Source organism: Bacteroides sp. AM41-16 (genome assembly GCF_003603495.1).
Lineage (GTDB): Bacteria > Bacteroidota > Bacteroidia > Bacteroidales > Bacteroidaceae > Bacteroides > Bacteroides uniformis.
The window spans coordinates 104642-128306 of the sequence record NZ_QTNE01000011.1; the positions used below are offsets into that span (position 1 = coordinate 104642).

Consider the following 23665-nt stretch of genomic DNA (forward strand, 5'->3'; position numbering starts at 1 on the left):
CTATTTTTGAGTTACGAAATTTTCTACTAATATACGGACTAAAAAGGAAACGGATGGCTTTTGTTTGTAGCCAATAACGTTATGAAATGTGTCTTTTTCCTCTATTTTTATGATATTCATTGTTATATTTGTCATACAATGGTGTTTGAACTGCCAGATACCAACGTTTGAGCTAATAAAAGCTGATGTCTGGTAAAACAAGGACTCAGTACCCAAAAACAGCCTTTATCGGAACCAATTGTATCCATTGAAAAAGGATGGTAGTGAGTAGTGGCAACTTGTTTTTTTGTACATTTGCAATGTAACTATGATTAATTCCTTAAATCGCTATATTATGAAACGTATGTTTTCCGTTTTTTTGCTGATTACAGTATGGTTGCTGGTTACACCTTTCCTGCAAGCACAGTCACACGTAGACAAGGTTTTAAAAGATGAAATAACCTCGGACTTGAAAGAGAATATCCTCTCTTTTTGGGAAAGATACAGCGTAGACCCTTCCGGAGGCTTTTATGGTTCATTGGGACGTGACGGTGCCCCGATAGCGGATACTCCCAAAGGTGGTGTACTGAATGCCCGCATCCTTTGGACTTTTTCAACCGCCTACCGGATGTATGGCGATACTGCCTACCGTAAATTGGCTGACAGGGCGCAACGGTATTTCATAGACCACTTCATTGATTCGCAGTATGGAGGCGTATATTGGCTGATAAAAGCGGACGGTACCCCATTGGATACGAACAAGCAGACTTACGGCTGCTCTTATGCTATCTACGGTTTGTCCGAACATTTTAGAGCAACGGGCAACAATGAAAGCCTGCAAAAAGCCATAGAACTTTACCGGACCATGGAGAGCAGAATCAAAGACCCCGTAAACGATGGTTATATAGAATCTTTCACCCGCGAATGGGGAGTTCCCCAAAAGCTGGGATATGATGGAGATGGCGTTGCCACCAAAACAATGAATACCCATATCCACGTATTGGAGGCATACACAGCTTTATATAAAGTATGGAAGGATAATGGCCTACGCGAACGTCTTACAAAAGTAATAGATTTGATAATAACCAAGCTCTACAATCCACAAACACATCACCTGATATTGTACTGTGATTCGAATTGGAACAATCTGGATGACATCGACTCTTACGGGCATGACATCGAAACTTCCTGGTTGCTGACGGAAGCTGCAGAGGCTCTGGGTGACCCGGAGGTTATCGGGAGGTGCAGGAAGGTAGCATTGGAACTTGCAGACGCCTCCTTGAAAGAGGGCATCAACCCGATGGGCGCCATGATGTACGAACGGCATAAGGACAAAATCAGGAAGGATGCTTCCTGGTGGTGCCAGGCGGAAACTGTGGTCGGTTGTATCAATGCCTGGCAACTGACTGGTGAACAATCTTATTTGGACAGTGCCGTCCGCACTTGGAACTTCATCAAATCACGGATGATAGACAAGGAGTATGGTGAATGGTTCAGAACGGTGCTGGAAGATGGAACTCCCCGCTACAAGGAGCCTAAAGCAAGTATGTGGAATTGTCCCTATCATAACAGCCGTATGGGGTTTGAGATTGATACCAGACTGAAATGACAACCTTTTATAGATTTGATATTATGAAGAATTTACGAATTTTCCAGTTTGGAATAGTTGTATTGCTGTGTGGTATATTATCTCTGCCGCTTTCTGCCCAGACGGAAGTGATGGCATGGAGCAATATCACGGGTGTCCGTGTAGACGGTGAATTGATAGACTTTGAGTCATCCCTGCGTGTCGGAACCTTGAAAGGAGATATGGAGATTACTGGAAAGGAGAAGCAGGTCCGTCCCGTTTTCCATCGTGAGGGGGATATGCAGGAAGTGACGACTACTCTACGAGGTGTAAAGTTCCATCAGAAAGTGACTGATAAGGGAAAAGGCTTGGTGGAGATTTCTATTGATGCGCTGTCGGACACTACTTTGAACCAGACAGCCTATTACTGTATTGCTTTAAGTCCGGAAAACTACGTTGATGCCAAAGTAAGGACAAGTGGCAGGAAGCTGACCGTTACTTCGGCCAATAGGAAGTTGGAATTCAAGTTCAATAAGTCTGTAAAGGCCACGGTTGAAAAAGAGTCTACCGGTACTGTTGTGTATATCTCGCTAATGCCGATTCTGAAAAAGGCTGGGAGAACAGCATTGTCTATGGAACTGCATGCTTCCGGAGTGATAGATCACAGTGACGCGGAAATTACATTGGATATGCAGAATCCGGGAAGTTTGTTTGCAGGCTTTGGAGGGAATTTCCGCCTGCAGAATCCTGCTGCCGACCCTAAAGTGATAGATTACTGTCTGGAAAACTTGCGCGTAGCTTATGGCCGTGTGGAATTTCCGTGGAGATTGTGGCAACCCGAAGAAGAATCCGATCCTATTGCCGTGGCACAGAATGGGGGACTGAACAAGCGGGTGGAGGAAAGTCTCCTCATGGCAAAGCGCTTGAAGGCGATGGGAATGCCGGTAATACTAAGCTGTTGGTTTCCGCCTGCATGGGCCATTGACGGAGGTCCTGCAAGTTATGCCCGTCAAGGTGGTGTCATTGCTTATCGTCTGGATAACCGGAAAAAGGAGAAGATTTATAAATCCATGGCAGATTATCTGTTGTATGCCAAACGGTATTATGGTATTGAGTTCTCCATGTTCTCGTTCAATGAATCGGATTTGGGTATTGATGTCCTCCACACTCCGCAGGAGCATGCAGATTTCATTAAGGAGTTCGGTGCTTATCTGGCAGGGTTGAATCTTCCTACCCGCATGCTGCTTGGCGACAATTCGGATGCCACTACTTTCGATTTTATCCTTCCTGCTTTGAACAATCCTGAGACTCATAAGTATATTGGTGCAGTTTCTTTCCATTCATGGCGTGGTTGTGATGATGTTACGTTAAGGAAGTGGGCGGGTGCTGCCAAAGAGATTAATGTACTACTCTTGGTTGGTGAGGGTAGTACGGATGCCGCTGCTCATGGTTATGCCGAGATATTCAATGAGTCGACGTTTGCACTTTATGAAATCAATCTGTATACACGTATTTGTGCGATTTGCCAACCATTGTCCATCTTGCAGTGGCAGCTCACTTCAGACTATTCGTTGTTGTGGGGAGACGGCATTTATGGCTCCAAAGGTCCTTTGCGTCCTACACAACGTTTCTGGAACATTAAGCAGCTGGCCTCCACTCCGGCCGATGCCTTGGCTATTCCAGTCAGTAGCAGCAAGAAAAATGTAAACTGTGCGGCTTTCGGAAATATGGTGCGCGGAGAATATGCCGTCCATATGGTCAATAATGGGGCGGATTGCGAGGCTGTCATCTCCGGTATCCCTGCAGAAGTGAAGGAACTGAAAGTCTATGTGACCAATACAAAGGACTGCATGAAGGAAACTGCAGTGAAGGTGGAGAATGGACTGGTACGGGTACACTTGCCGGCTATCAGTTTCATTACCTTATTGTCGGATAAATAATTTTGAAATGGAATAATATTAATATATAAAGAATAGTGATATGAATATAACTACATGTCTGTTTACAGTTCTGGGAGGAATGGCCACTTTAGGGCATCCTTCAGAAACTGTACGTTTGAATCAGTTAGGGTATTATCCCCAGCAGGAAAAAGTAGCTGTGGTGAATGCCGGTGAGGTACGTGAATTTACCATAGTAGATGCAGCCACGGGCAATCGGCTACTTTCCGGCAAACCCGGATATACCGCTTCATCCGCTTGGTCGGATAGGAGCAGGACAATATTGGATTTCAGTGACATCACGGTACCGGGAAGATATCTTCTGTTGGTTAACGGCGATTCAGTGGCATTCGAAGTAAAGGAAAAGGTGCTGTCCCCTTTGGCCGATGCCGCTTTGAAATCTTTCTATTACCAACGTACGGGTATGCCCATCGAAGCGACTTATGCGGGTCGGTGGAGCCGTCCGGCAGGCCATCCAGATGACAAGGTGCTGGTACATCCCAATGCTGCCGGGCCGGAACGTAAGGCGGGAGCGGTGATTTCTTCTCCGGGAGGATGGTATGATGCCGGAGATTATAACAAGTACATTGTGAACTCCGCTTATTCCATCGGATTGATGCAGGCGATTTATGCCCGCTTTCCTGACTATTTTATCCGTCAACGGGTGAACATCCCGGAAAGCGGAAACCACACGCCCGATTTGCTGGACGAGATGTACTATAACCTGAAATGGATGCTGACCATGCAAGACCCTGCCGACGGAGGAGTCTACCACAAGCTGACTACCCCTTCGTTCGAGGGATTTATCAAGCCTACGGAGTGTAAGCAGCCCCGTTATGTAGTTCAGAAATCAGTAACGGCGGCATTGGACTATGCTGCGGCTTTAGCGCAAGCTTCCGTGTTGTTTGCTCCTTACGAAGAGGATTATCCTGGCTTTTCGGAAGTGGCTTTGCAGGCTGCCGAACGTGCTTACGCCTGGGCAGAAGCGCATCCGCAAGCGCTCTATCATCAGGACCTCCTCAACAAGCAATATCAACCTGCCGTGGTTACGGGAGCTTACGGTGATCGTAGTGCCGATGACGAATTCTTCTGGGCGGCTTCCGAGCTCTATCTTGCTACGGGAAAGCCCGTTTACCGGGAACAAGTGAAGAAGCATCTGCCCACTGCATATAAGACTCCTTCTTGGGGCAATACCACTGCGTTGGGCGTGTTTGCCTGGCTGCAACCGGGCAGGGAATATCAGGGTGAAGACGTGGAGTTGGCAAATGCCATGAAAGACCTGCTACTGGACTATGCTGCCGAGGCTGTGCGGGGTGCTGACCGCTCTCCTTTCCACGCTCCTTACGGCAACGATGCCAAAGATTTCTTTTGGGGATGCCTTGCCGAAGGGTGTGCTAACCAAGCCACTTCACTGGTTTGCGCCTATTTGCTTACGGGTGAGAAGTCGTACCTGACGAACGCCTACCGCAATATGGACTACATTTTAGGAAAGAATGCCACGGGATATTGTTATGTCACCGGTTTCGGGATGAAAAGTCCTCTGTATCCGCACCATCGTCTTTCTGCATCGGATGATATAGAGGCACCTCTTCCCGGTTTCCTTGTTGGCGGTCCCAATCCTGGCCAACAAGACGGTGTACCCTATCCTTCCAATCTGCCGGATGAGTCTTATGCAGATGTGGAAGGTTCGTATGCTTCCAATGAAATAGCCATTAATTGGAGTGCTGCTTTGGTGGCGTTGGTGTCTTCGTTGGATGCTTTGATGTCAAAATAATGTTTCTATTCAGCCTGCTGCCTTATAAATTCGGATGGGCTGATGTTGAACTCTTCTTTAAAATGTTTGGAGAATATCTTGGGGGAGTTATACCCCAAGGTATATGCAATTTCCGAAACTTGCATCTGGCTTTCTGTCAAGAGTTGTTGTGCACGTTTCATACGGATGGTCCTGATGAATTCGATGGGTTTCTTTCCCGTTATCTTAATCATTTTCTTGTAGAAATAGCTGCGTGATATATTCAGGCTGCTGGCAAGCTCCTCGACGGAAAACTCGGTTTCGCTGATATTGTCCTCTACAATCTGGATGGCTTTTTCCACCAGCTGCTGGTCAAGGGGAGTGATGGTGATACGGCTTGGCTCGATTTTAATGTCCTGATTGAATATTTCCTGACGTTTGACGTTCATCTCGATAATCTTGTTGATGCGCAGCTTGAGGACTTCCATATTGAAAGGCTTGGTGATATAGTCGTCTGCGCCAACGCTAAGCCCTTCCAATTGGTGTTCTTCACTTGCCTTAGCTGTCAGGAGGATAATGGGGATATGGGAGTAGCGTATGTCATTCTTGATGGTTGAACATAGTTCCAGACCATCCATCTCGGGCATCATGATGTCACTGACCACTAAATCAATATCTTCCTTTTCCAGTACATTCAGTGCATGTTTTCCGTTTGTGGCTTTTAATACATGATACTGCCTGGCAAGACTTTCAGAGAGAAATTTCAAGAAGTCGTAGTTGTCATCTACGAGTAGTATGGTGAATGGATGGGATTCTTCTTTTATTTCCGGTCCTTCGACCGGTTCTCCGTTTTTGGTTTCATTACTGTTCTGGTGTAGGGGTAGGGCAATCAGGAATACAGAACCACAAGGCTGGTTATCCCTGACACAGACAGTACCCTGATGCATCTTTACGTATTCGGAAACAATGTGCAGTCCAATGCCGCTGCCTCCGTTGTTCGACTGGTTTTTGCCCGACTGATAGAATCTTTGGAATATTTTCTCCTTGGCTTCATCCTCTATGCCGCAACCGGTGTCGGTAAAGGTCAGTTCCAGATTTGTGCCTCTTACGGCAATATCCAGTGAGATGCTTCCTTTATTGGGAGTGAACTTGAATGCATTTGACAGGATATTTGTGCATATCTTGCGTATCTTGTCATAGTCGAAATCCATGAATACAGAATGTTGTGGAGCGGTAAGGCTATAGCTGATGTTCCGTTTCTGTGCTATCGGATCGAAAGAGTGGAATATTTCACTCAGAATGATAAGGATGTTGTCATGTTTGCATTTCAGGGTTTCAGCCTTGGCATCCAGCTTTCTGAAATCCAGCAGTTGGTTAATCAGTTCCAGCAGATAGTCGGCATTTTGTTTGACCATATCCAGAATGCCTTTACGATATTCGGGATGGTCTACGAAAAACTCTTCAAGCGGATTGATGATAAGTGACAAGGGGGTCCGCAGTTCGTGACTTATGTTGGCAAAGAACTGCAGTTTCATATTGTTGATTTTCTGCTGCCTTTCATTTTCCACCTCGATGGCCTGCATGATTTGTTTCTGCTTTTGGCGTAAGCGCAGATTGCGGATAATGGACAGAAGGATGCACAAAACGATACCGCTATATATGGTATAAGCCCACCAAGTGCGCCACCAAGGAGGGAGTATCTTTATTTTCAGTTCCTTGACGTTGGGGCTCCATATGCCTTGTGAGTTGCATGCCTTGACGGATAAAGTATAGTTTCCGGCAGTCAGCATGGATAGGTTTACTTTGTTGTTTTCAGCATAAATCCAGTTGGAATGAATCTTATAGGCATATTTTATCTTATCCGTTTCCACCAGGTCGAGGGCAGAGAAGGACAGAGTGAATGAATTTTCCTTTTCAGTGAAGGAAAGATGTTGTGCACATTCAAGTGAGCTGCCGTTCAGGATGTCCGGATGGGTCATTCCGGATTTGAGCTCAATACCGGTAAGGTAAATATTGGCATCATAACTTGTGGTCAGGATGTCTTGTGGAATGATAGTCTGGTAACCTTGTGGCGTGCCTATCAGTATATTGCCGTTCTGTAGCTTGAGGATGGCGTGGACATTGGTATCGTTGCATATCAGTCCGTCGCTTACGGAGTAGTTCACGATGGCGTATGTACCGTTTGTTATTTTGATTCGTGAGATGCCGTTGCCGGTACCAATCCACATCTGGTTGTTGTTGTCTTCCGTGACGGCTCTGACGAGGTTGGCGGCAAGTCCGTTTTTCTGGTCAAGGAAGTAGATGGAGTCGTTCTTCTGGTTCCATATACTCAGTCCGTGTGGATGTCCTATCCAAAGAAGGTCCCGGCTGTCCTTATAGACAGTGAGCATATTGTTCTCCTTGAAGCGGCCGGCTTCGGCGTAGATATTATAGGCTTGGGTTTCCGTATCGATGATAATGAGTCCTCCTTTGGTCGCTACGTAAAGGGTACTGTCTTTATCATAGTACATATCTCGGACAAAGAATTCTCCCGGACGGTACAAGATGGTGTCAAACTGCTCGGTTTCCGGATTTAACCTCTGTATGTATCCTTTCATGGTACCTATCCAGATGTATCCGTGTTTGTCTACCTTTACTGTATACACATTGTTCTCGAGAAGCTGGCTGTTACTTACTGTGTATTGTTTGATTTGCCCTTTCGAGTAGCATAGCAGTCCTTTCTGGAAGGTGCCTATCCATAGGCGGTTTTTGGAGTCGATGGATAAGTCGACTACAATATTGGCGGGAGTTGCTATCTTTTCGTATGAATCGGTCACTAGTGAACGTCGGATTAGTCCCGTACCGTCTGTTCCGTAGTAAATGTATTCCTGGCTGGTGTCTTCGCAGAAGGTCAGGATATCATCATATTCCAGGGATTTGTTGCATAGTATGATTTGGGACATGGGGCTATAATAGGAAATACCGTGTTTGAAATTCCCTATGTATATGGTTCCGTCTTTGTCCCGGTAAATGGTATTCAGATTGTTGCTGGCAATGGTGTGCGGTTTCAATGGATTGTGCACCAAGTTGGTAAGCGATTTGGTCAGGGTGTTGTAAACGAACAGCCCCATATGGCTGGTAAGTATCCATACGTTGCCGTCTCCCAGGTCGAGGATGCGTTGCACGCGATTGTACTGTATGTGAGTGTTATTGTTCAGGCTGATGTCCTCCCATTGCTGTGTAAAACTGTTCTTGTGCAAAAGTAGGCTGTTTTGGAAGGTGTATACCCATAGGCTTTCGTTTTGGTCTATGTAAATGTGTGGCTCATGATTCTCCAGCAAAGGTCTATAGATGGTGGGAATGGCTATTTCCTTGACTTCGGAAGTCTGCTTGCTGATACTGTATAGGGTACCGTTGGAGTACATTATATAAATGAACTGGACACCTATATAGAGGTTTGAAATCTTTTCAACTGCCAGTGGATAGGCTTTGATGGAGCTGTTGTCCATGCTTCGTATGTAAAGTTTGGAATAGTCGTAGGCCCAAAACTCATTCTTGGATGTTTTTCCCATCCTCAGAATGTTTTTACTGGGGATTTGCAGCCCATCGAGTATGGGTTTATAGTCATTGTCGAATTTACCGGTCTTATAATTATAGATACTGTAGCCGCTGGAAGTCCTTATCCATACATTGTCGTCCGGTCCTTCGAAAATTTCGCTGATGGCATCGTCCGGCAGGTCGGAGTTGTTCTGGTAATACTGCTGGAAGGAGTAGCCGTCGTATTTGTTGAGTCCTGATTCTGTCCCCACCCAGAGGAATCCCCTATTGTCTCTGTAGATGCTTCGGACACTGTTGTTGGAGAGTCCTTCTGTTGTAGAGAGCTGCTTGAACATGACAGCCGGCGGGATTTCCGCTGAGTTACCTTGAACAGTAAGGAGGAAGGCCAGGTTGCATATAAGGAATAGGAGCAGTTGTTTCATGTATTTTCTTTATTAGAAGGATTAACAATATTGTAACTGCAAACTTAAATATAATCCTTCGAACGAGCAAGGAAAGATTTGCGTATTCGTGTGGGATGATATCCTCCGTTTGGTGAAAAATAGTATGCATTTTGTTTCCAATGGCCCTATATGGGTTCTATGAAACAAAACCGGATATTAAAAGACATTTTTAAGGCATCTGTGTTTCCTTTAAGAAAAATACATTTGCAGGCGAGATCATTTAAATCCTAATAGTATGAAGAAAGAACTTTTAGCAGTGGCGATGCTGTTGTTTGCCGGTGGCAATCTGTTGGCACAGCCACATGTCAATGACGGTACTTCGTATTTGATGAACCAACCTCTGGACATGAGTACCGATTTCCGTGACTTGAGTAATACCTTGTTTTTTGCAGATCACCTGGAGTCATTCGATGCCAAGTCGGGTGAAGGGCTGGTGAATTGGAAACGCGGGCATCTGATGCCCCGCCAAGCCTTCAATACCAACGGTGCACAGCCCCGTAAAATGAGAATGCTCGATTTCCCCTTCACTGCCTATGAAAATGACCCTAACCTCAAATTCAAGATTGACTTTGTAACTCCGCGTACGGTACGTATCCGTATGCTAACGACCCCGGTGGAACCCAAACCTGCCGCTTCCATCATGTTGGCAAAGGAACCGGGCAGGGATGGAAGCTGGAAAGTTACCGAGACGAATGACAAGATTATCTATTCCAGCGACTATGGAACCATTCAGATTAACAAGAATCCTTGGAGAATCGTCTTGAAGGATAAAGCCGGACGTATCTTGAGCCAGACTGCCGCTTTGAGCGACGCGGACTCTACGCAGGTAAAATATACGCCGTTCTGTTTTGTGAAGCGGGGAAGCGACAATGCTCGCCGCATCAATCCGGTATTTACCTTGACTGCAGATGAAATGATTTTTGGTTGCGGAGAGTCTGCCACTGGGCTGAACAAGGCCGGACAGAAGGTGAACTTGTTCGTTACAGACCCACAAGGGCCTGAGACGGACCAGATGTACAAACCGATTCCTTTCTTTATGAGTAACCGGGGATATGGTATGTTTATGCATACATCCGCTCCCGTGACTTGTGATTTTGGTGCTACCTATATTGGGCTGAACAAAATGTTCATGGGTGACGAGAACCTGGATTTGTTCGTTTTCTTCGGCGAGCCGAAAGATATTCTGGACGAGTACACCGATTTGGTAGGAAAGCCGGGCATGCCCCCCTTGTGGTCTTTCGGTACGTGGATGAGCCGTATTACCTATTTCAGTGAAAAGGAAGGTTATGATGTAGCGGCCAATATCCGTAAGAACAAGTATCCGTGCGATGTTATCCATTTCGATACCGGCTGGTTTGATGTGGACTGGCAGTGTGACTATAAATTCTCCGAGAACCGTTTCCAGAATCCACAGCAGATGTTGAAGGATTTGAGGTCTCAAGGTTTCCATGTATGTTTGTGGCAGTTGCCTTATTTCACTCCTAAAAACCGTTATTTCTCTGAACTGATAGAGAAAGACATGTATGTGAAAAATGGAAATGGTGAACTTCCCTACGAAGATGTGGTGCTTGATTTTTCCAATCCGGAAACAGTAAAGTGGTATCAGGACAAACTGGCGGGATTGCTGAATATCGGTGTCAGTGCCATTAAAGTAGACTTTGGCGAGGCTGCTCCACTGAATGGTATTTACGCTTCCGGCAAGAGCGGATGGTATGAGCATAACCTCTATCCGGTGCGTTATGATATGGCAGTGTCCGAGATAACCAAGAAGTTGCACAACGAGAATATAATGTGGGCACGTGCCGCATGGGCTGGTTCCCAGCGTTATCCATTGCATTGGGGCGGTGATGCTGCAACTACGAACACGGGTCTGCTGGGTACGCTTCGTGCAGGCTTGTCCTTCGGCTTGTCCGGTTTCTCCTTCTGGAGCCATGATATGGGCGGCTTTGTAAAATCCACTCCGGAGGACTTGTATTGCCGCTGGATACCGTTCGGTTTTCTTACTTCCCATACCCGCGCGCATGGGGCACCTCCGACAGAGCCGTGGTTGTACGACAGCAAGCGTGTGCAGGATGTCTTCCGCAAGAGTGCGGAGATGAAGTACCGTCTGATGCCTTATGTGTATGCTCAGGCTAAGGAATGTACAGAAAAGGGCTTACCGATGCTAAGAGCCTTGTTTGTAGAATTCCCCGATGATCCGGGAGCATGGAAAGTGGATGACGAGTATCTCTTCGGTTCGCAGATTCTGGTTGCCCCCTTGCTTGAATCCGGTATGACGGGCCGCACAGTTTACCTTCCCGAAGGAAAATGGATAGACTACCAGACAGAGAAAGTCTACGAAGGCGGATGGCACCGGATTGAAGCAGGCAGTCTGCCGATAATCATGCTGGTACGTGACGGTTCGGTACTTCCTCATCTGAAGTTGGCGCAGTCCACTGCTGAGATGGATTGGAGCAAAATGAGCCTGAAGGTATACAGTGCTGACAAGAAGCAGGCAGAAGGATTGGTTTGTCTACCTGCCGACAACCGTATTCAGGTTGTGAAAGTGGATTGTGGAAAGGCCAAACCGCAACTGTTGAACCAGATTGAAGGCACTTCCCTGAGTTTCTGAACTTAATCTTTGAAAATCTATATTGAATTCACCCCTGTCGGTATGGAAGAGAAAGGGATATAGTTACCGAAATCTGTGCCACTATGGTGGCACAGATGTGCCTTCCCAATGGCACGGCAGTGCCTCTATAGTGGCACAAAATTGTGTCGCATATCTTTTTCCCGATGTGCTTATGACCGGGGTATTTGTTAAACCTAAGTATTTAGTATTTATGAGAAATGTGATGAAGTATTTGGGTATCATGTCAGTATCGCTGGCATGTGCCGGACCTCTCTTTGCAACAAGCGTACAGCCGTTTGCAGGTGTCACTGTCGTACAGCAGAGTGTAGTTACTGTGAAGGGCCAAGTGGTGGATGAGAAAGGCGAGCCCATCATCGGTGCCAATGTCATTGTGGAAGGTACGACAAACGGTATGATTACCGATTTGGACGGTAACTTCTCCTTGCAGTGTCCCGTAGGTTCTACGCTGAAGACCAGTTACATCGGTTATCTGGCGCGAACGGTCAAAGTAACCGGGAATATGAATGCTCTGAAAATTACTTTAAAGGAGGATACCGAAACCTTGGATGAGGTAGTTGTTGTGGGCTACGGTACGATGAAGAAATCCGACCTCACCGGTTCTGTGGCTTCCGTGAATGCGGAGGAAATGATGAAGCGGAATCCGGTGAACTTGGGACAAGGTTTGCAGGGAGCTGCGGCAGGTGTATCTGTCATCCGTTCTTCCGGTGACCCGGAAGGAGGTTTCTCCATCCGTATCCGCGGTGTGGCAACCGTGAATGGTTCTGCCGACCCACTCTATGTAGTGGACGGTGTGCAGGTAGGAACTTCCATCGATTTCTTGAATCCTAATGATGTAGAGTCCATCGAAATTCTGAAGGATGCTTCGGCTACGGCAATCTATGGTACTCGCGGTGCCAATGGCGTCATTATGATTACTACCAAGAACGGTGGTAAGGGGAAGGCAAAGGTGAACTTTTCGGCCAACTATGCCCTCCAGTTCAATTCGAATAAGATTGATGTGGCTGATGCGGGCTTGTTTGCAAGTGCTGTACGTTCCGCCGTCAAGAATGACGGTATTGCCATGACCAATCTGGCATATGGCGAGGATTACATAGGCAGACTGAACAGCATTGACTGGCAGGATGAAATGTCACGCACGGCATTACAGCAGAACTATAACCTTTCTGCTTCGGGAGGCAGCGAAAATACCCAAGCCAACTTATCTCTGGGTTATTTGAACAACCAGGGTATCGTGATTGAGTCGAATTTTAAACGCTTGACGGCACGCGCTAATATCACTCACAAAGTGAAAGACTTTCTGCATGTAGGCTTGAACTTGAACTATGCACATTCGGAAAAGATGGGAGGAGGCAACCTGAGAAACTATGCACAAGCCATTCCAACCATGGATTATGTAGAGGACGGTGTTTTCTATTCCATGCCTATTGTGTTGCCCGACGGTACTTGGGGACATTACAAGAAAGAAGGCAATGGAGACGTGAACAAGGGAGCTGACAATCTGGTTGCTGCTGCCAAGACTGCCGACAGTATTAATAAATGGGACCGTATGCTTGCTAGTGCTTTCCTACAACTCGATTTGTACAAAGGGTTGACTTTCAAGACTATTGCCAGTTATAATTATTATACAAAAGGTTATAATGGCTATACAGCCTATAATGATAGAACCTTTGGAACTCAAGACCGTAAGGACTCGTTCTCGCTGAACCAGAGCCAGTCCACTTCACTCGGTCTGGAAGCGTTCTTGAACTATGACTGGTCCAATGAGCATCACCGCGTAAGTGCAATGGCCGGTTTCTCTACCAGCGATACGAACGGTGCCTGGCTGAATTCCAGTGCCAACGATTTCCCGGCAGACAACATCCGCAAAATTTCATTGACCAATGACCCATCGTCTAAGCAAACGGATGGTGGGCTGGATTTGAAGACAAGATTCCTTTCTTACTTCGGCCGTCTGACTTATACTTTGAACGACCGCTATATTGTGACTGCAACGGTACGCCGCGACGGTTCTTCGAACTTTGGTGCCGGCAATCGTTATGGTACATTCCCTTCCGCTTCTGTAGCTTGGCGTCTTTCCGAGGAAAAGTTCATTAAGGATTTAGAACTGTTCAGTAACTTGAAGTTGCGTGCCGGATGGGGACAGACCGGTAATGCGGGCAATGGTACCAACTTGTCCATAGCACAGTTGTCTTCGGCAAATGCAATGTACTGGTTCTTTAATGGTTCGAGTGTGATTAACGGTGCCGGTATTGCCCAGCAGAAAGAAATTGATACCAACCTGAAATGGGAAACCAATGAGCAGACAAATATCGGTATTGACTTTGCCTTTATGAACAATGAGCTTTCTTTCTCTGCCGATTACTTTATCCGTGACGCAAAGGATCTGCTTCTGTATCGCCAGATTCGTCCTTCCACCGGTTTCTCCAATGTCTATACTAATGCGGGACATATCCGTAACTCAGGTTTCGAGTTTACTGCTGCGTGGAACAAGAGCTTCAGCGATTGGAATATCGGCATAAGACTGAATGGGTCTACCCTGAAGAACGAGGCTATTGAAGTCGGCGATCCGATATTCAGCAAGTCAGGTTCAGCACAAGATGGCGACAACTGGGACAACCACTCCATTACACAGAACGGCTATCCTGTAGGTTCCTACTATGGCTGGAAGGTAGAAGGCATTTTCAGAACCCAGGCCGAAATTGATGAAATGAATAGGCTGGCGGTTGAAAAGGGAGTTGAAAGTGGTGTATATCAGGACAAGACTACCCAGCCCGGCGACTATAAGTTTGTTGATTTGAATGGTGACGGGCAGATTACCGATGCCGACCGTACTGTTATAGGCAATGGATATCCCAAGTTCACTTACGGAATGAACCTTACCGCTTCCTGGAAAAACTTTGATTTCTCGATGAACTTGTACGGTGTAGCCGGTATGGATATCCTTTCTTATTCTTCGGCCCGCTTGACCTCAGTCTATGCACCCGACGGCGGTTATCAGAATGTACTGAAGGAATATATCAATAATGCATGGTCATCTTCGAATACCGGCGCCAAATATCCGCGTATCACCAAGACAGACTATAATAAGAACATGCGTGTGTCCGACGCCTACATCCAGAAGGGGGATTATCTGAAGATTTCAAATATTCAGATAGGATATACATTCCCGAAGAATGTGCTGAAACCGGTGAAAATGGAAAATGCACGCGTATTTGCCAGTGTCGACAATGTATGTACCATCTCTTCGTACAATAAGTTCGGCGATCCGGAAGTTGGTGACTCCAATGTATTGTATTCGGGATTTGACGGAGGACGTTATCCGTTCCCGATGTCGGTTACTTTCGGTCTGAGTGTACAGTTCTAATACTAACGGATAAAAAATATGATTATGAAAAACTTATATAAACTGTTGATCGGTGTGCTGGCCTTAAGCACCGTAACGTCTTGTGACGATTATTTGGAAGTGGATCATTACGATATTCTTCCGGCAGATTTCATGTTTAAAACGGAGGAGAATGTCCTTTCCGGATTGAACGGACTTTATGATACCTTTTATACGGACCAGCACGGTTCCGGTGATGACGAAACATGGGGATTCAAGCCTCAGGTATTTGCTGCCAACCATTCTACGATGGACTGTCAGGCTTCCGGTTGGGATGCGGAATGGCAGCGTCATGCCTGGAAACCCGATAAGGGTTCCCTGGAGACTGCATGGCGGATGAGTTATCGTGCAGTGGACCGTGCAAACCGTTTCCTGGCTGGCCTGGAGACGGCGGATGCCTCTATATTTGCGGACAGCAATTCCAAGACCGTTTATGAAGCGCAAGCACGTGCCATCCGCGGTTATAACTACCTTTACCTGACGAAACTTTTCGGAAGGGTACCGATGTTGCTTACCGGTGAAACCTATACTACTTCGGTAGGAAAGGCACGTCCGGAATCCGTGGATGAGACTTATGCGGCTATCGAGGAAGATTTGTCTTTTGGACGCGACCATCTGGACTGGTTACCCATGAATGGTGAATACGGACGTATAACCAAGGGGTTCTGCAAAGCTTATTTGGCCGAGCTGTATATGTTGAAGAAAGACTTTACGAAAGCCAAGACGGAACTAAAGGATATAGTGGACAGTGGAACCTATTCATTGGAGCCCTGCTTCGGTAACCTGCATGCCTGGGATACACATTGGACCAAAGAATCTGTATTTGAGGTGATGTATCATGAACAAGGATATATGGGCTGGGGAGCCGATTCGTCTTCAGATGCCATGATGTGGTACGGATATATGTGTGCGGCACCCGAATGGGGAGGCTGGGGGTCTCTCTGTCTTTCTTGGGAGTTTGTACGTTCCTTTGAACCGGGTGACAAACGCCGCCAATACTCTGCTGTTGCCAAAGGGGATACGCATCCCATTACCGGGCAGACTGTAGGGGTGACAAGTGGTTTTGACGGTCTTTTCCAAGGTTCCGAAAATATGCCTACTGTTTATTCCTTGAAATACTGGAGATGCAAGCCAGGTGAGAACAACAAAGTATTCAATCCTATTTCGTTGACTTTGAAGCGTTATGCAGGCATCATGCTCGACTATGCAGAATGTTGTTTCGAGACAGGTGACAACGCTACCGGATGGAACATGATACGTCAGATACGTAACCGTGCTTGGGGTAATTTGGAGATGGGAGCGACGATGATTGACCTACCCGCCGACATGTTGAATACCCAGACGGTGGAAGTGCCGGATGCAGAGACCTATTATACAAGCTATAAAGCAGCCAAAGGCTATACTTCTCCGGTATGGAAGGTGGCGCTGATTATAGAGCGTCGCCATGAATTCAATGCCGAGTTCTCGCTTTACCATGATTTGTGCCGTATGGGTATGTGCAAAGAATGGTTTGCCGCCGAATATCCGAAAACAGTAGCCAACTCTTCACAAGAGGCTTGTCTGCAGACTGGTGACTCATTCCGTTTCTTTGAGCACGAGGCTTATCAGGAAATCTTCCCGATTCCGACGAATGAGATTCTGACCAACCCGCTCATCAATCAGGCTGACCAGAATCCGGGATATTGATAAATTATAAATAAACACTTAATAATAAAATATTTGTGAGTGAAATGTCAGGCACCAGTAGTTGTTGTGATAGACGTCAGGGTCTGTCGTGATGAAAGCCGGTGTCTGACATGACAAACACCAGTACTTGAGACGACGAACACCAGTTTCTGATAAACGGGGAATTATACAAGGAAAAGTTTGATGGTTTTAGAGAATAATTATGGAAAGGAAGATGTTTTATTGGATAGCACTGCTGGTTGCGTCTTGTCTGGCAGGCTGCCGGTCGCATTCAGGGGAGACAGATATGCAGACACGCATGCGTACAGAGATTGTCACGAATGTCAGAGACAGCGTGTTGCCGTTTTGGATGGATTATGCAGTGGCTCCCGACGGCGGTTTTTATGGAACTGTATTGCGGAATGGTACTCCGGTAGTGGATGCTCCGAGAGGAGGGGTTCTGAATGCCCGGATTCTGTGGAGTTTTTCTGCCGCATACCGTACGTTTAAGGATGAGGCTTATCTGAAGCTTGCGGATAAATCGCAACGCTACTTCATTGATACATTTATAGACAAGGAACATGGTGGGGTATATTGGCTGGTCAATCCTGACGGTGAGGTGCTGAATGCTTCCAAATATACGTATGCCATGACCTACGCCATCTATGGGCTGGCTGAACACTATCTGGCAACAGGTAACAGCGAGAGTCTGGATATGGCTGTCGGTTTATATCATACCTTGGAGGAGAAAGGCCGCGAACCGCAATATGACGGTTATGTGGAATCTTTTACTGAAGATTGGAAACAACTGGATAATTATGATAACAATGCACCCAAGACTATGAATGCGCATTTGCACGTGCTGGAGGCTTATACCCTTTTATATCAGTGCTGGAAAGACGACGGACTGAGGAAAAGACTCGAATTCTGCACCGAGTTGTTTATGGACCGCATTTATGACTCTTCAAAGAGACATTTTAATTTGTTCTTTGATAATGCATGGAACAGTCTGGTTGAGATGGACTCTTATGGACATGATGTAGAGGCGGGATGGCTGCTTTGTGAGGCTGCCCGTGTGTTAGAAGACCGGCAACTGATGGATAGGGCGAATCGGCTTGCGCTGGATGTGACGGATGCTTGCTTGGCGGAAGGACTGAGTGACAAAGGGTATATGATGTATGAAAAGAAGGGCGGAAGAACAACCGGGCATGCCTCATGGTGGGGCCAGATTGAAACGATGATAGCTTGTGTCAATGCCTGGCAAATCAGCGGGAATGACGTTTATCTGCAATCGGCCGATACGGTTTGGACTTTCGTAAAGGACTGTATGATAGACCGGGAATACGGTGAATGGTACAGTGATTGTTTTGATGGAGAACCCAAGAAGGATACTCCCAAAGTGAGTATGTGGCGTTGCCCATATCATACGGTACGCTTGGGAGTAGAAATACATAATCGTTTAAAATAGTATTTATGAAGAAATTTATAGCAGGTGCAGCATCACTGATGCTTTGTATGGGGCTGCACGCCCAGGATTTCAGAATCAATCCATCGGGATATTTTGAGAATGGCGGGGCCAATGTGATGGTGTTCAGTGACGTCTACCCTGAAGGACACCAGGGAGGACTGACCCTTGTTTTGAATGGAGACCGCAGGGCTGCCAATGGAGATGTGCGCTTTGAAATCTCGCAAGGGCAGTGGCAGGGATTGCCCAAGATGAGAAGCCGGGTGGTGGATGAGGCTGACAATGAAATCCGTGTCACATTGAGTTATCCGGATTCGGCCAAACACATGGCAGGCTTTAATCCGATGCTTTATCCGGATTTTGTTTTTGGCTATACCATTAAGGTCAAAGGCGAGAAGGATTATCTGGTATTGACCGTTGATTTGGACCAACCAGTGCCCGAGCGGTTTGCCGGCAAGTTGGGCTTTAATCTGGAATTGGTACCTTCCACTTTGCTGGGCAAGCCGTGGATTATGGACAACCGGACGGGAGTCTTTCCCCACCAGGCGATGGGGCCCACCATGAAACAGTCTTCCAATATGGAGCATATCGGAGATTTCAACCCTGACGGGAAAGCTGATTTGGACCAGTTGCTGTTGGATAGAAAGACTTATAACCCGATGATTGCCGATGATATCGTCTCTGCTCCTTTGGCCGCAGGGAAAAAGTTTGTACTCAATCCTCAGGATGATTTGGCAAAGATTACGATTGAAAGTGAGAAAGGAGACTTGCTGCTGTATGATGGAAGGATAAATCATAACAACGGTTGGTTTGTGCTCCGTTCGGAGTTCCCGGCAGGGACAAAGGAAGGTGCGGTGAAATGGATAATCCGTCCGACAGTCACTAAAGACTGGCGTTATGCACCGGTGGTGCAAGCCTCTCAAGTAGGTTACCATCCTGGACAGAAGAAAGTGGCTGTCATAGAGTTGGATAAACGGGATACAGACTTCAAGCAACCTGCCCTTTATCGCATTGCTGCCGATGGCAGGAAACTGGTAAAGCAGCAGGCTGCCAAGGATTGGGGAGATTTCCAACGCTACCACTATCTGCAGTTCGATTTCACGGAAGTGACGGAAGAAGGGCTCTATCAGGTAATGTACGGCGATGCTGCTTCTCCGGTGTTCCGCATTGCCAAAGATGTGTGGGACAAGGGTATCTGGCAGGCAGAGGTGGAATACTTTTTGCCGGTACAGATGTGCCACATGCGTGTGAACGAAAAATACCGTGTATGGCATGACTTCTGTCATCATGACGATGCACGTATGGCCAAAACCGATATCAACCATATAGACGGATATACTCAGGGAACCTCTACTCTTTGTAAGTACCAGCCGGGTGATTTGGTTCCAGGGCTGAATGTGGGTGGATGGCACGATGCGGGGGACTATGACCTGCGTGTGGAATCCCAGGCAGGCGAGGCCTATATACTTGCCATGGCTTGTGAGAACTTTGGTACCTATTGGGACGAGACTTCCATAGATTTTGAAAAGAAGATAGTCGAGATTCACCAGCCGGATGGAAAGAATGACTTGTTGCAGCAGGTGGAAAACGGTGCTTTGACGATAGTGGCGGGTTGGAAGGCTCTGGGGCGTCTCTACAGAGGGATTCTGTGTCCTACCGTACGCCAGTATGCACACTTGGGTGATGCGTCGGCCCATACAGACCATGTCAGTGGGACTGCCGACGACCGCTGGGTGTTTACGGAAGACAACCCTGGTAGGGAACTTCAGGTAGCCGCTTGGCTGGCAGGTATTTCACGTGTCTTGAAGGGACATAACGATGCATTGGGAGCGGATTGTCTGGAGATAGCCCGTGAATTGTTCAGGATTACCCGCTGCGACAACAACCGGGTGCTGACAGCCAAGGTACATGCTGCCGTAGAACTTTATCTGGCGACAAAGGAAGTGGAGTACCGTGATTTCGTTTTGCAGCAGCAGGATTTCATCTGCAAGAATATCCGTCAGACGGGTTGGTTCATCGGACGTTTCGACAAAGCTGTGGGAAATGCACGTTTCAGCAAGGCTGTTCGCAAAGCACTGCCGGAGTTGCAGGCTATGTATCAGGAGTATAGCAGTAAAACTCCGTATGGAGTGCCGCATGACAGAGGTAACCGTTCTTCCGGTTCATGGGAACCCCAGCATCTGGGCTACAATTACTGTTACCTGCATGCTGCCTATCCTGACTTGTTTGCACCGGACTATATTTTCAATGCTGTCCAATACCTGCTCGGTATGCATCCGGGACGTAATCAGGCAGCGTTTGTAACGGGAGTCGGTGCCGAAACGGTGAAAGCCGCCTATGGTGTCAACCGTGCCGACTGGTCTTATATTCCGGGTGGAGTGTCTCCGGGTACAAATCTGATTCGTCCCGACTTGCCCGAATTACTTCATTTCCCGTTCTTATGGCAGGAAGGTGAGTACTGTTTGGGCGGACATGCTACGTGGTTTATGTATATGGTATTGGCATCTCAGAAAATATTGAATGGTAATGAACAGTAAAATAAAGGTAGATAAGTTTGTAATTGTAGCTTTTCTGCTCTGCATGGTCTGCACTATGGCCATGCAGGCAAAAGCTTATGACAATTTTAAGGTATCGGTCTATGTACGTGCCTACGAGGTAGACAAGATGAAGGACATCCATTGGCTGGATTCGACTTGGAATGTGATTTCACAACAGTTGGAAGTGGACAAGATTTATTTGGAAACACATCGTGATTTACTGATTGTGGATGACGCCACCCTGGAGCAAGCTAAGAAATTTTTCCATGACCGGGGAATAGAGACTGCCGGAGGAATTACCTACACCATCAACGAGGCGAACAGTTTCGAGACGTTCTGCTATTCCAATCCCGAGCATCGTGAGATGGTGCGAAAGATTGCAGAACATACGGCAAAGCACTTTGACGAGTTTATTCTGGATGACTTTTTCTTCACCAGTTGCAAGTCGGACATAGAGATAAAAGCCAAAGGTACGCAGAGCTGGACGGAATACCGTTTGAAGCTGATGACTGAAGCCGGGCGCGACCTTGTGCTGAAACCTGCCAAGAAGGTGAATCCTCGTGTAAAGGTAATCATCAAGTATCCCAACTGGTACGACCATTTCCAAGGTTTGGGCTTTAATCTGGAGGAAGGTCCCCAACTCTTTGACGGTGTCTGGACGGGTACCGAAACAAGGGACCCTGCCGGCAACCAGCATCTGCAGAATTATCTAAGCTATAATATTATCCGTTATTTTGATAATCTGCGTCCGGGCTACAATGGTGGAGGATGGGTGGACTCCGGTGGACTGAATCTGGGTATGGACCGCTATGCTGAGCAGCTGCATCTGACCATGCTTGCCAAGGCTCCCGAAATCATTCTCTTTGCCTATAACCAGCTTCTGGGCGTGAAGTTGTCTCCCAGGTTCCGTACCCCTTGGCAGGGCATGGGCACCAGCTTTAATTATGATGAGATGACTGCCCCTATCCGGCAGAAGAACGGAACTTCCATAGAGCCTACCACCATGGCACGCATTGCGGATGTTGTATTGAAACAGACTGATAAACTGGTAGGTAAGTTGGGTAACCCCATTGGCATCAAGTCCTACAAGCCTTTTCATGTGGCGGGTGATGATTTCTTGCAGAATTATCTGGGCATGATAGGTTTGCCGATGGATATACGTCCCGTTTTTCCGAAAGACCAACAAGTGGTGCTGCTGACTGCCCAGGCGGCTCAAGCTCCGGAGCTCATGACCGACATTAGGAAGCAATTGCAAAGCGGACGGGATGTGGTGATTACAAGCGGCTTGCTGAAAGCCATTCCTGAAAAAATTGCCGAAATAGTAGAGTTGCGTTGTACCGATTTGAAAGCTCTTGTCAATGATTTTGGCCGATATGGACAAGCCGGACGCGATTTATTGATACCGCAGGTTCAGTATTATACGAATGATGCTTGGGAAGTAGTCAGTGCGGGCCGTCCGTTGACGGGAGGAGTATCGGGGTATCCTATTTTGTTGAGAGCTCCCTATGCCGCCGGCAATCTATATGTATTGACCATTCCCGATGATATGGGAAATTTATATGATTTTCCGGCAAAAGCCTTGAATGAGATTCGCCGCATTATGAGTAGGGATATGGATATCTATCTGGAGGCTCCCTCCAAAGTCGGATTGTTTGTGTATGACAATAAAACACTGGTGGTGGAGAACTTCAATGATGAACCGGTGGAAGTGCGTATTGTTACCGATGATGAGGTGACGAGGTTGGAAAATCTGGAGAATGGAGATATTCTGGCTCCCCTTCCTGCCGAACCCGTACAGAGCAGGCGTCCGGTGACACCAAAGAACTCTTTCCGTTTGTCATTACTACCCCATTCGTATAAGGCTTTCCAATATAAATGACGGGTAAGAAGATTGTCGGATAGTTATTCGGAAGGGTAACGGGAGGTCGGTTCTACAATGGGTCGGCCTCCTTTGCTTCCAGTCATCCGTGAGAATGCTTGTGTTCTTTCAATATCCTGTGCGGCAGTGTCCCGTGCCCCAGCAACTCTATCGGGCAGTTGAAGTTGCGTTCCAGCCATTCTTCCGTAACGCCGGTATCGGGATGGTAGTCCAGGGTTTCGTTGACGCAGGCAATGGACTTGACTTGCTGCAACACCGTGCCGATGTCGTGGCTGACGAGAATAATGGCGCAATCCTTGTTTATCTCTGCCAGCAGTTCGTAGAGGCGGGCTTCGAAACGCTTGTCGATGTATGTGCTGGGTTCGTCGAGAATCACCACCTGCGGGTCGGAGATGATGGCACGGCCCAGGAGGGCACGTTGCAACTGTCCGCCGCTCAAAGCGCCGATGGCACGCTGCTCCATGCCTTCCAGCCCCATGCGGGCTATCACGGCAGAGGCTTTCTCGCGGTGTCGGGCGGTGAAGCGTGAAGCCAGCGGCTTCTTGCTGCTGAGTCCTGAAAGGATGACCTCCTCTACGGTGATGGGAAATTTCCGGTCGATGCTGCTGTACTGGGGCAAGTAACCCATGGATAATTGACAATTGACAGTTGATAATTGACAATTGGCAATTTCGGAGGGGGATGGAGGGCAGGAGTGATATAGAATCTCCCCGGTAGTGGGTTTCAGCAGTCCCAGTATACATTTGATAAGGGTAGTCTTTCCACCACCGTTGGGACCGATGATACCCAGAAAATCACGTTCGTAGATAGTCAGGTTTATATCATGCAGTACGGTCCGGTTATCGTATCCGGCGCTGAGGTTCTTTATCTCTATAATGGGGGATGCAGGCATAGCTTCTTCTTCGTTAAA

Annotated in this window: 11 protein-coding genes; 9 read left to right on the top strand and 2 right to left on the bottom strand. The window is 47.2% G+C overall.

Annotation, left to right across the window (positions count from 1 at the left end):
* Positions 1-334: 334 nt before the first annotated feature.
* Genes DW896_RS11710 through DW896_RS11720 form a run of 3 tightly spaced genes read left to right on the top strand, consistent with a single transcriptional unit; the run spans position 335 to position 5257 of the window.
* Positions 335-1588: an AGE family epimerase/isomerase gene (locus tag DW896_RS11710; protein WP_009037559.1), complete on the top strand. Its 1254-nt coding sequence runs from the start codon at positions 335-337 to the stop codon at positions 1586-1588.
* 23 nt (positions 1589-1611) lie between these two features.
* The gene (locus DW896_RS11715) at positions 1612-3486 is read left to right on the top strand and encodes a hypothetical protein (RefSeq protein WP_227741077.1); all 1875 of its coding nucleotides are present in this window, start codon (positions 1612-1614) and stop codon (positions 3484-3486) included.
* 40 nt (positions 3487-3526) lie between these two features.
* The gene (locus DW896_RS11720) at positions 3527-5257 is read left to right on the top strand and encodes a glycoside hydrolase family 9 protein (RefSeq protein WP_005831000.1); all 1731 of its coding nucleotides are present in this window, start codon (positions 3527-3529) and stop codon (positions 5255-5257) included.
* A gap of 5 nt (positions 5258-5262) precedes the next feature.
* On the opposite strand, the gene DW896_RS11725 is transcribed toward DW896_RS11720, so the two are convergent.
* Entirely contained in the window at positions 5263-9174 is a 3912-nt protein-coding gene (locus DW896_RS11725; protein WP_009037561.1) for a two-component regulator propeller domain-containing protein, read from the bottom strand.
* Positions 9175-9430: 256 nt separating this feature from the next.
* Here DW896_RS11725 and DW896_RS11730 point away from each other — a divergent pair, with 256 nt between their 5' ends.
* The 6 genes from DW896_RS11730 (at position 9431) to DW896_RS11755 (ending at position 22755) form a co-directional block, all read left to right on the top strand.
* Positions 9431-11806 carry a TIM-barrel domain-containing protein gene (locus DW896_RS11730; protein ID WP_005830996.1) on the top strand — a complete coding sequence of 792 codons (2376 nt, stop codon included), beginning with the start codon at positions 9431-9433 and terminating at the stop codon, positions 11804-11806.
* Positions 11807-12017: 211 nt separating this feature from the next.
* Entirely contained in the window at positions 12018-15191 is a 3174-nt protein-coding gene (locus DW896_RS11735; RefSeq protein ID WP_211475851.1) for a TonB-dependent receptor, read from the top strand.
* Positions 15192-15215: 24 nt separating this feature from the next.
* Positions 15216-16895 (top strand): RagB/SusD family nutrient uptake outer membrane protein, encoded by a 1680-nt coding sequence (locus DW896_RS11740; protein WP_057253926.1) that lies wholly within the window; start codon positions 15216-15218, stop codon positions 16893-16895.
* Positions 16896-17097: 202 nt separating this feature from the next.
* The gene (locus tag DW896_RS11745) at positions 17098-18342 is read left to right on the top strand and encodes an AGE family epimerase/isomerase (protein ID WP_035447357.1); all 1245 of its coding nucleotides are present in this window, start codon (positions 17098-17100) and stop codon (positions 18340-18342) included.
* A 5-nt stretch (positions 18343-18347) separates the two neighbouring features.
* Positions 18348-20876, top strand: coding sequence for a glycoside hydrolase family 9 protein (locus DW896_RS11750; protein WP_008662438.1), 2529 nt, complete (start codon positions 18348-18350; stop codon positions 20874-20876).
* Entirely contained in the window at positions 20866-22755 is a 1890-nt protein-coding gene (locus tag DW896_RS11755; RefSeq protein WP_172679951.1) for a hypothetical protein, read from the top strand. Before DW896_RS11750 ends, DW896_RS11755 begins: the two co-directional genes overlap by 11 nt.
* Before the next feature lie 82 nt (positions 22756-22837).
* Here DW896_RS11755 and DW896_RS11760 read toward each other — a convergent pair whose 3' ends face one another.
* Positions 22838-23647, bottom strand: coding sequence for a metal ABC transporter ATP-binding protein (locus DW896_RS11760; protein WP_005830985.1), 810 nt, complete (start codon positions 23645-23647; stop codon positions 22838-22840).
* Positions 23648-23665 lie beyond the last annotated feature (18 nt).

Bases quoted from the DNA above. Each gene is read 5' to 3' on its own strand.
- DW896_RS11710 (WP_009037559.1), top strand. From the start codon at position 335: ATGAAACGTATGTTTTCCGTTTTTTTGCTGATTACAGTATGGTTGCTG.
- DW896_RS11715 (WP_227741077.1), top strand. From the start codon at position 1,612: ATGAAGAATTTACGAATTTTCCAGTTTGGAATAGTTGTATTGCTGTGT.
- DW896_RS11720 (WP_005831000.1), top strand. From the start codon at position 3,527: ATGAATATAACTACATGTCTGTTTACAGTTCTGGGAGGAATGGCCACT.
- DW896_RS11725 (WP_009037561.1), bottom strand. From the start codon at position 9,174: ATGAAACAACTGCTCCTATTCCTTATATGCAACCTGGCCTTCCTCCTT.
- DW896_RS11730 (WP_005830996.1), top strand. From the start codon at position 9,431: ATGAAGAAAGAACTTTTAGCAGTGGCGATGCTGTTGTTTGCCGGTGGC.
- DW896_RS11735 (WP_211475851.1), top strand. From the start codon at position 12,018: ATGAGAAATGTGATGAAGTATTTGGGTATCATGTCAGTATCGCTGGCA.
- DW896_RS11740 (WP_057253926.1), top strand. From the start codon at position 15,216: ATGAAAAACTTATATAAACTGTTGATCGGTGTGCTGGCCTTAAGCACC.
- DW896_RS11745 (WP_035447357.1), top strand. From the start codon at position 17,098: ATGGAAAGGAAGATGTTTTATTGGATAGCACTGCTGGTTGCGTCTTGT.
- DW896_RS11750 (WP_008662438.1), top strand. From the start codon at position 18,348: ATGAAGAAATTTATAGCAGGTGCAGCATCACTGATGCTTTGTATGGGG.
- DW896_RS11755 (WP_172679951.1), top strand. From the start codon at position 20,866: ATGAACAGTAAAATAAAGGTAGATAAGTTTGTAATTGTAGCTTTTCTG.
- DW896_RS11760 (WP_005830985.1), bottom strand. From the start codon at position 23,647: ATGCCTGCATCCCCCATTATAGAGATAAAGAACCTCAGCGCCGGATAC.